Annotated in this window: 8 protein-coding genes; 4 read left to right on the forward strand and 4 right to left on the reverse strand. The window is 64.3% G+C overall.

Annotated elements, in window-relative coordinates; all coding sequences use genetic code 11:
• Positions 1-663 (reverse strand): thiol:disulfide interchange protein DsbA/DsbL, encoded by a 663-nt coding sequence (locus GTP69_RS22270; RefSeq protein WP_161056907.1) that lies wholly within the window; start codon positions 661-663, stop codon positions 1-3.
• Between the two features lie 95 nt (positions 664-758).
• Positions 759-2,690 (reverse strand): TonB-dependent receptor, encoded by a 1,932-nt coding sequence (locus GTP69_RS22275; RefSeq protein ID WP_161056908.1) that lies wholly within the window; start codon positions 2,688-2,690, stop codon positions 759-761.
• Positions 2,691-2,838: 148 nt separating this feature from the next.
• Between GTP69_RS22275 and GTP69_RS22280 the strand changes: the two genes are divergently transcribed.
• Positions 2,839-3,645, forward strand: coding sequence for a DODA-type extradiol aromatic ring-opening family dioxygenase (locus tag GTP69_RS22280; RefSeq protein WP_202424526.1), 807 nt, complete (start codon positions 2,839-2,841; stop codon positions 3,643-3,645).
• Here the strand turns inward: GTP69_RS22280 and ylqF are convergent, their stop codons facing one another.
• The gene (ylqF, locus tag GTP69_RS22285) at positions 3,646-4,596 is read right to left on the reverse strand and encodes a ribosome biogenesis GTPase YlqF (protein WP_161056910.1); all 951 of its coding nucleotides are present in this window, start codon (positions 4,594-4,596) and stop codon (positions 3,646-3,648) included.
• Positions 4,597-4,718: 122 nt separating this feature from the next.
• Between ylqF and GTP69_RS22290 the strand changes: the two genes are divergently transcribed.
• A complete protein-coding gene (locus tag GTP69_RS22290; RefSeq protein ID WP_161056911.1) occupies positions 4,719-6,707 on the forward strand; it encodes an OPT family oligopeptide transporter in 1,989 nt (662 codons plus the stop codon).
• 52 nt (positions 6,708-6,759) lie between these two features.
• Here GTP69_RS22290 and GTP69_RS22295 read toward each other — a convergent pair whose 3' ends face one another.
• Complete coding sequence (locus GTP69_RS22295) at positions 6,760-7,686, reverse strand: histone deacetylase family protein (protein WP_161056912.1); 927 nt, start codon at positions 7,684-7,686, stop codon at positions 6,760-6,762.
• Between the two features lie 84 nt (positions 7,687-7,770).
• Between GTP69_RS22295 and GTP69_RS22300 the strand changes: the two genes are divergently transcribed.
• On the forward strand, positions 7,771-8,691 hold the full coding sequence (locus GTP69_RS22300) for an AAA family ATPase (protein WP_161056913.1): 921 nt from the start codon (positions 7,771-7,773) through the stop codon (positions 8,689-8,691).
• Positions 8,692-9,684, forward strand: a complete 993-nt coding sequence (locus tag GTP69_RS22305) for a DUF58 domain-containing protein (RefSeq protein WP_161056914.1) — start codon at positions 8,692-8,694, stop codon at positions 9,682-9,684.
• Positions 9,685-9,722: the final 38 nt, after the last annotated feature.

A 9,722-nucleotide genomic window follows, 5' to 3' on the forward strand; every position in this document is an offset into this window, starting at 1 on the left:
TTACTTTTTGCCGGCGCGTTCCTGCAGCGACTTCGCCACCAGGCTATCCATCACCGCAAACATCGCCGTATGTGCCGCGGCCGCCGAAGTCAGGCCATGGCCTGCTACCGCTGGCGAGGTGGTGTAACGGCCGTCGATGACCACTGCCGGCACGCTATCGAGTTTATACTGGTTTGCCACTTGCTGGCCGCGTTTCAATTTGGTCTGCACGCCGAAGGAGTTGAAGGTCTCCAGATACTTGGCCTTGTCCACACCGTTCTTGACCAGGAAGTCCAGCAAAGCCTGATCGGTGTTGAGGCGGTTGTGATCGACGTGGATGGCGCGCAGGATTTTTTCATGCAGGCCGTTGCCCAGCAGGTTCATCGACTCCAGCGTGTAGAACGCCTTGGCCTGCGGATCATCACCCATGTGCATGCGGCGGAACACGATCTTGTCGCTGTTCTTCTTGACCCATGCGGCCAGATCCGGATCCAGCGCGTTGCAGTGCGGGCAGTGGTACATGAAGAACTCCAGCACTTCAACTTTCTTGCCGGTGTCCGGCGCCGGGCCGTTGACCGAGTTGTAATCCAGGCCATCCTTGAAGTCGGCGGCGGATGCGCCGGCGGCAGCGGCCATAAAGGCAACGGTGGCAATCAGTGGACGCAGCAAATTGAGCAGACGCATAACTATCCTTCAAGTGTGAAATAAGTGGCAAACGCGGGGAGATTACCACTTTTCCAAGGCTTCGGCCGGGGTATTAAGCCAGCCTTAAGCCCTGCTTAGAACTCGTAGCGGGCCGACAGTTTCAACTGGCGGCCATCGGCTGGATAAATGCTGCCCTTGCAGTCGAACGCCTGCGAGAAGTAGTGCTTGTCCGCCAGGTTCTGGCCCGACACCGCCCACTCCCACTGGCCGAACTTGCGCGCATAGCGGGCGTCCAGCGTGGTGAACGACGGCATCTCGCCCGAGCAGCTGTTGTCGAAGTCCGAACCATAGCGCTGTTTATCGACCCACTGCGCGCCGACATCGGCGGTCTGGCCGCTGCCCGGGGTCCAGCTCAGGCGCGCGGTCAGCACGTTCTTCGGCACCAGCACCATTTCGCGGCCGTTGTTGACGCCTGCGCGGAACTTGGCCTGCACGTGCTGGTAGTGGCCATTGATGGTCCAGGCGGCGGCGATGCGCTGCTCGGCATTCAGCTCGAAGCCCTGGCGACGGGTCGGGTCCAGGTTGGTGTTGGCGCCAAAGCCGTTCAACGTTGGATCGTAGAAGATCTCGTTGGTCAGGTTGTTGCGGAACACGCGCGCGGTGACTTTCTGCGTGGCGTTGGCGTAGCTGGCGCCGACTTCCGCATCATGCGACTGTTGCGCCGCCAGCGCCTTGTTGAACACCGGCGTCACGGCGTTTTCATCCGCGTTGGCCACGCGGTAGCTCTGACCCAGCTTGCCGAACACGGTCACGCTGGTCACCGGCATGTAGCTGGCTTGCAGTTCCCATGCGTTCAGGCCCTGCACCACATCGTAGCCGGTACTGGCGTAGTTGAGCGGTGAGGAAAAGTCCTTGTCAAAGATCTCGCGGCGCACGCCGGCCGAGACGCGGCCTTCATGGACCGGATCGAAGCGCAGTTCATCGCGCACGTAAATGGCTTTGGATTTCTGGTTGGCCTCGGCCACCGCGGAGCCGGACGTGCTGCGTTCCCATTTGATGAAGTCGACGCCGGCCACCAGCTCATTGACCATGCCGTTGATCGCCCCCAGCTTGCGCACGCGCGGGGAGAACTGCAACTGCTTGCTCTCCGCAGTGGTGGCGTAGGGGTAGCCATCGGCGATGTAGACCGAATCCACGGTCTTCTTGCGGTACGACAGGTCGGCCGCGACATCGTGGCCGAACAGGCGGTATTGGCCGGACACGGTCAGGCGGTCGCTGTCGAGCGAGCCGTTGTCGTCCGGGGTGTTGGTCTGGCGCGGGTTGGCGATGTACTGCGTTTCTTTCAGCGAACCGGCAAAGCGCATGTCCTGGCGCGCGCCTTCGTAGCGGAAACCGATGCGGTCGAATTCATTGGCGTACCACTGCGCGCCGCCGCTGAAGTTGGTCTGCTTGAATTCATTGTTGTCGCGGTAGTTGTCAGTGCGCTGGTGGTCCAGCGTGGCGTCGGCGGCGAAGCCGTTCCAGGCCTGGGCGGCGGAAATGCGCGCCTCGCCCGCGTGGAACTGGCCGCCCTGCAGGAACACGCTGCCACGGCTGCTATATTGGCCCGGACGCTTGGTGACGATGTTGATCACGCCGGCGGTGGCGCCGTCGCCGTACAACACGCTGGCGCCGCCGCGCAGGATTTCGATGCGCTCCACGGTGTCGATCGGGATGGTCGACAGGATGGCGTTGCTCAGTTCATTTTCCGACAGGCGCACGCCGTCCACCACGATCACCATATTCTGGCTGCTGTTGGTGCCGAAGCCGCGCAGATCGAGGCCGTAATCCGGGCTGCCGTCCAGGCTCTGGCGGCCATACACGCCGCCGATCTTGCGGATCGCCGCGTTGACGTCGCTGGAGCCGGCGCGGCGGATCTCGTCGGCGCTGATGATGGTGGCGCCGATCGGCGCCAGCGACGGCTCGGCGTCGAAACGGGCGCCGGTGACGACCACGGTATCGACATTTTCCGCCATCGCGCTAAAGCACAGGGAAACGGCGGCGGCAAGCAGGCAAGGACGGAGCATGATATGGGTCTTCAATATGGGGGAGCCGGCATTATACGCCTGACAAGGCGCGCCATCGATCATTCAGGATTTCGATACGATCCATCTATATTTACCCCATTGATACGGGAGGCTGGCGTACTTATAGTGAAGGATGAAAGGAACTCCTATGACACTCCCTACTTATTTCCTGTCCCACGGCGGCGGCCCATGGCCATTCATGATGGACCAGGTTGGCCATCTGTACGCCAAACTGGATGCTTCGCTGCGCGACATTCCACGCCAGATCGGCGTCACGCCGAAAGCGCTGCTGGTGATTACTGCGCACTGGGAGGGCCGCGATTTCATGCTGTCGTCCTCGCCGAAGCCGCCGATGATTTACGACTACGGCGGTTTTCCGCCGCATACCTATGAGGTGCAGTATGCCGCGCCAGGGTCGCCGGAGCTGGCGGCGCAGGTGAAGGACTTGCTGGAAGCCGGCGGCCACACGGCGGTGCTGGATGCACAGCGTGGTTTCGACCATGGCACTTTCAGCGCGCTGTATCCGATTTATCCGCAGGCCGATGTGCCGGTGGTGCAGCTGTCGCTGCGCTATGGCCTCGATCCGAAGGAGCATCTGGAGATCGGCCGTTTGCTGGCGCCATTGCGCGACCAGGGTGTGCTGATTATCGGCAGCGGGCTGAGTTTCCACAATCTGCGCGCGTTCAATGCGGCCGGGGCGTCGGCCTCGCATGCGTTTGATGCGTGGCTGCAGCAGACCATGGCCTTGCCGCCACAGGAGCGCGCGGCGCAGTTGATGCAGTGGGAACAAGCGCCGGCTGCGCGCATGGCGCATCCGCGTGAAGAGCATCTGCTGCCGCTGATGGTGGTGCTGGGTGCGGCGGAGCAGGAAGCCGCCGCCATGCCGTATCACGAAGATGCGTTTATGGGCGGACTGGCCGTCAGCAGTTTCCGCTTCGGCCAGGCTGCCGCGTAATCAGGTACCGCGCTTGCCGTTGGCGGCGGCTTTGGCTTTTTCGGCGGCGATGGCGGCTTTTTCAGCTGCCTTCGCTGCCATTTCAGCTTCGTGCAGCTCCAGCCGCACGCGGCGCGTCTCCGGCGTCTCCAGCGAGATCCGGCCCAGGATGCCGCTGCGGTAGTCGCCCAGGAAGGTGTGCGCCGCCTTTTCGTAATCCAGGTCGCCGCCCTTCTGACGGAAGCCGCGCTTCATGCCGACACCTTCCACCACGCCGATCGCATCAAACGTTTCGATGTCTTTAAAGCCATAGCGCGCCACCAGCAGTTCCGGGTAGTGCACCAGCAGCTCGCCGGCCAGGAACTCCGCCACTTCTTCTTCAATCAGCGCGTTCGAGCCGATCGCGTGGCTGGCCGCCAGCATCAAACCATCGCTCGGCAGCGCGATCTTCGGCCACAGCATGCCGGGCGTATCGACCAGCACCGTGTTCTTGTCCAGGTACAGCTTCTGCTGCTGCTTGGTCACGGCCGGCTCGTCGCCCACCTTGGCAACGCGTTTTTTCAGCAGCGCGTTCATCAGCGTCGACTTGCCGACGTTGGGTATCCCCATGATCATGATGCGCAGCGGCTTGGTCGGCACGCCGCGATGCGGCGCCAGCTGCTTGGCCAGGTCCGGAATGCGGGCCACGTCGGCCGGCTTCTTGGTGGTCATCGCATACGCGGTCACGCCTTCCTGGGCGTTGTAGTACGCCACCCAGGCCGCCGTGGCGGCCGGATCGGCCAGGTCGATCTTGTTGAGGATCTTCAGGCATGGACGCTGGCGGAACTTGCGCAGCTCCTCCACCATGGGGTTGGTGCTGGCTTCCGGCAGGCGCGCGTCGACCACTTCGATCACCAGATCGGTGTTTTCCATCTGTTCCGCCGCCTTCTTCTTGGCGGCGTTCATATGCCCTGGGTACCATTGTATCGACATGCTCTGACCTTCAAAAACGTTCTGACAACCCGCTATTTTACCTGCTAACCAGCCCGGTATTCGTTTATCATGGGGCGCCTTACTTTCAAAATTATACAAACAACAACTCCGGAGTGCTGAAGATGAGCATAGCTGCACCGTCCAACCCGAAGGAAATCACCCTTCGCGGCATTATTCTGGGCATTCTGATTACGCTGGTATTTACCGCAGCCCAGGTCTACCTGGGCCTGAAGGTCGGCCTGACCTTCGCCACCTCGATCCCGGCCGCCGTGATCTCGATGGCCCTGCTGAGCGCATTCAAGGATGCCACCATCCAGGAAAACAACATCGTGCAGACGATCGCCTCGGCCGCCGGCACGCTGGCGTCGGTGATTTTCGTGCTGCCCGGCCTGTTGATGATCGGCTGGTGGGCCCACGTTCCGTTCTGGCCGACCTTTGGCGCCTGCGCCATCGGCGGCGTGCTGGGCGTGATGTACACGGTGCCGCTGCGCCGCGCGCTGGTATCGCAATCGAACCTGCCGTATCCGGAAGGCGTGGCCGCTGCTGAGGTGCTGAAAGTCGGCATGGCTTCGCGTGCCGGCGCTGCTGAAGGCAAGGCCGGCCTGCGCGCCGTGATCTGGGGCGCGCTGACGTCGGCGCTGTTCGCCGCCGGCGCCGCCGCCAAGCTGCTGGCCGCCGAAGTGTCGATCTACTTCCGTACCGGCACCGGAGCCACCGGCATCGGCGCATCGAGCTCGCTGGCGCTGATCGGCGCCGGCCACCTGATGGGCATCACCGTCGGTGTCGCCATGGGTGTCGGCACCATCATCGCCTGGGGCGTGCTGGTGCCGCTGATGACGTCTCTGACGCCGGCTGCTGCCGGTGTCGACGCCGCCGGCCACGCGCTGGGCGTGTGGTCCAAGGAAGTGCGCATGATCGGCGCCGGCGTGATCGGCATCGCCGCCATCATCACGCTGGCCGGCCTGGCCAAGCCTATCCTGGGCGGCCTGAAGTCGGCCATGGACACCGCGCGCAAAGCCAAGCTGGAAGGCGCGGTACTGGATCGCACCGAAATGGATATGCCGATCTTCGTCGTCGGTCTGGTGACGCTGATCGCGCTGGTGCCGGCTGGCTGGCTGCTGGCCAGCTTCCTGCAAGGTGGCCCGCTGATGTCGCTGGCCGTGCCGCTGGTGGCGGTGGGCGTGGGCTACATCCTGATCGCCGGTATCTTTGCCGCTGCCGTCTGCGGCTACATGGCGGGCCTGATCGGTTCGTCGAATTCGCCGGTATCCGGCATCGCCATCCTGACCATTCTCGGCGCCGCGCTGAGCGTGGGCTTCGTCGGCCGCAGCGTGATGGGTCCGGAAGTGGCGCAGGCGCTGATCGCCTTCGCGCTGTTCGTCACCACCGTGGTGCTGGCCGTGGCCGTGATCGGCAACGACAACCTGCAGGATCTGAAGACCGGTCAATTGGTCAACGCGACCCCATGGAAGCAACAGGTCGGCCTGCTGATCGGCGTTGCCGCCGGTTCGTGCGTGGTGCCGCCGGTGCTGGAGCTGCTGAACCACGCCAACGGTTTCGTCGGCGCGCCGAATCTGGATGCGATCTCCAACGAACCGCTCGCCGCGCCGCAGGCGCTGCTGATTTCGACGCTGGCCAAAGGCGTCATCGGCGGCAACCTGCAATGGAATCTGCTGGGCTATGGCGTGCTGATCGGCCTGGTGCTGGTACTGATTAACTTCGTGCTGAAAAAATCCAGCAACGACAAATACAGCCTGCCGCCGCTGGGCGTGGGCCTGGCCATTTACCTGCCGAGCGCAGTCATCACCCCGGTGGTGATCGGCGCCGTCGCCGGCTGGGTGTTCGACCGCGCGGTCGAGAAGCGTGCCGGCGGCGAGTCGGCCAAGCGCATCGGCGTGCTGGTGATGTCCGGCTTCATCGTCGGCGAGAGCTTGTTCAACGTCGCGCTGGCCGGCCTCATCGTGCTGTCCGGCAAAGGTGAGCCGCTGGCCGTCGCCAACAGCATGAGCGAAGGCACCACCATGACCATCGCGCTGGTAGTCGGCACCGCCATCGTCTGGAGCCTGTACCGCTGGTCGGCCAAGAACGGCCAGGCAGTGCATCAGCAATAATGCGTTCGGTCGCCGACATCATGCGATGGAGGCGGCCGGTGCCGGCGCTGGCTTAAATCTCGGCCAGCGCCTTCAAATGGGCGACCACGCTGCGGCCTAGCGCCGACAGGTTGTAGCCACCTTCCAGGCAACTGACGATGCGGCCCTTGGCGTATAGCCTGGCCACGTCCATCATCTGCTCCGTGATCCACGCGTAATCCGCCTCCACCAGCCCCATGCCGCCGATGTCATCCTCGCGGTGGGCGTCGAAGCCGGCCGAGATGAAGATCATCTCCGGCTGGAAGGCGTGCAGCGCCGGCAGCCATTTTTCCGTCACGATCTGGCGCACCACGTCGCCCTTGGTGTGGGCCGGCACCGGCACGTTGACCTGGTGGTCGGTGATCGGCTGCGGATCGCAATATGGATACAGCGGATGCTGGAAGAAGCTGACCATCAGCGCGCGCGGCTCGTTCTTGAACGCTTCTTCGGTGCCGTTGCCGTGGTGGACGTCGAAGTCGACGATGGCCACCCGCTGCAAGCCACGCACGTCCAGCGCGTGCTTGGCGGCGATGGCGACGTTGTTGAACAGGCAGAAGCCCATCGGCTCAACCGGCCGCGCGTGGTGGCCGGGCGGACGCACCGAGCAAAACGCGTTGTCGATTTCACCGTCGATGACAGCATTGGTGGCCGCCACCGCCGCCCCGGCCGCGCGCTGGGCGGCGCGCCAGCTCCAGGCGTTGAGCGAGGTGTCACCGTCGATCGGGTAGGTGTCGCCTTCGGCCGGCACGTTGTCGCGCACGATGGCGATGGCGTTGGCAGTGTGGTTGCGCGCCAGGTCGTCCGGATCGACCAGCGGTGCTTCGCGGTGATCCAGCAGGTCGCTGATGTGCGAGCCAATCAACTGGTCGGCGATGGCTTGCAGGCGCGCCGGGGATTCGGGATGCCAGTCGCCCATGTCGTGGCGCTGGCAGTCGGGATGCGTGTAAATGGCTGTGCTCATGTGACTTTGGTGTCTCGTTTTTTTGCTGCGACAAGCGGTTTCTCGCATAGAATCGCTTCTAGGCGCTAATCTACCATACATATCATGACCACAAAATTGCATGCGGTAGCCCGCCAGGTGGGCAGCATCATCGTCGGCAAGGATTTGCAGATCCGCCAGGCCCTGGCCTGCCTGCTGGCCGGCGGCCATTTGCTGGTGGAGGACGTGCCGGGCGTGGGCAAGACCACGCTGGCGCACGCGCTGGCCATTTCGCTCGGTCTGCGCTTCAACCGCATCCAGTTCACCAGCGATTTGCTGCCGGCCGATGTCAATGGCATTTCGATTTTCGAGCGTGAGCGCAACGGCTTTGTGTTTCATCCGGGGCCGGTCTTCACGCAGGTGTTGCTGGCCGACGAAATCAACCGCGCCACGCCCAAGACCCAATCGGGCTTGCTGGAAGCGATGGAGGAGCGCCAGGTCAGCGCCGACGGTGTCACGCGCGCACTGCCGGAGCCGTTCTTCGTCATCGCCACCCAGAATCCAGCCCACCAGGTGGGCACCTTCCCGCTGCCGGAATCGCAGCTCGACCGCTTTTTAATGTGCCTGTCGCTGGGTTATCCGGATGCCGCCGCCGAGCGCGCGCTGCTGATGGGCGAGGACCGGCGCGCGCTGCTGAAAACCCTGCCGGCGGCGATGACGGCGGATGAGCTGATGCAGGCGCAGCTAGCGCTGCGCCAGATTCACGCGTCGGCGGCGCTGATCGATTATGTGCAGGCGCTGGCGGCGGCCTCGCGCCAGAACGGCATGTTTGCAGAGGGACTGAGTCCGCGCGCGGCGATCGCGCTGTTACAGGCGGCACGCGCGTGGGCGGCGCTGGAAGGCCGCGATCATGTGCTGCCGGAGGATGTGCAGGCGGTGCTGGTGCCGGTCTGCGCGCACCGTCTGCGACCGTTGAAATCGGCGCACGGCGTGGCCTTGGCCAGCCGCGACCTGGTGCTGCAACTGCAAGCGTCGGTGCCGGTGTAAATGGCCGGCGTGCTGCACGCGCTGTATCGAAAAGGCCGCGACCAGTGGCTGTTCCAGTTGCGCGACAGTGAACCGGGCACGGTGACGCTCACCATGCGCCGCGTGTTCATCGTGCCGACCCGCGCCGGGATGATGTTTGCCTTGCTGCTGCTGGTGATGCTGGTCGGCGCGCTGAATTACAACCTGGGTCTGGGCTTTGCGCTGACCTTCTTCGCCGGCGCCTGCGCGGTGGCCGATATGGTGCTCACCGCGCGCAACCTGGCGATGCTACAACTGCTGCCGGGCCGCGTGCCGCCGGTGTTTGCCGGCGAGGAGGCGCAATTCGAACTATATCTGCGCAACCGCAGCCGGCGCGACCGTTATGCGGTGTGGCTAGGCTTTCAGGCTGACGGCGAACCGCGCCAGGCGGTCGATGTGGTGGCGGGTGGCGACAGTGCGGTGAGTTTGTCCACATCGGCGCAGGAACGTGGCTGGTTGGTCGCGCCACGCGTGCGGCTGGTGACGCGCTTTCCGCTTGGGCTGTTCAAGGCGTGGAGCTACTGGCAACCGGACGCGCGGGTGCTGGTGTATCCGGTGCCGGAGTGGCCGGCGGTGGCGCTGCCGTCGTCGGGTGCGGCCAGCGAGGACGGGCATGGCACGGTGGGACTGGATAATTTTGCCGGCATCCGGCCGTATCAGGCCGGCGATCCGATGCGGCACCTGGCCTGGCGGCAGATTGCGCGCCACGATCCGGCGCTGGGCGGGCAGCTGGTGACCAAGCATTTCGAGGGCGGCGCGGTGGCCGAGCTGGCGCTGGATTTTGCCGCGCTGCCGTTGCAGATGGATCTGGAGCAGAAGCTGTCGCGCATGACCAGCTGGGTGCTGGAGGCCGAACAGCGCGCGCTGCCCTACCGCTTCCGCCTCGCCCAGCATGACTACGGCCCGGCGCTCGGCGAAGCCCACCGCGCCGCCTGCCTGCACGCGCTGGCGCTGTTCGGCCAGGACCAACGATGAGCAGCGCGCGCCCGCCCGGCAGCCCATCCGCCGCTGGC

This window comes from Duganella levis, assembly GCF_009857605.1.
GTDB classification, from domain to species: Bacteria; Pseudomonadota; Gammaproteobacteria; order Burkholderiales; family Burkholderiaceae_D; genus Rugamonas; species Rugamonas levis.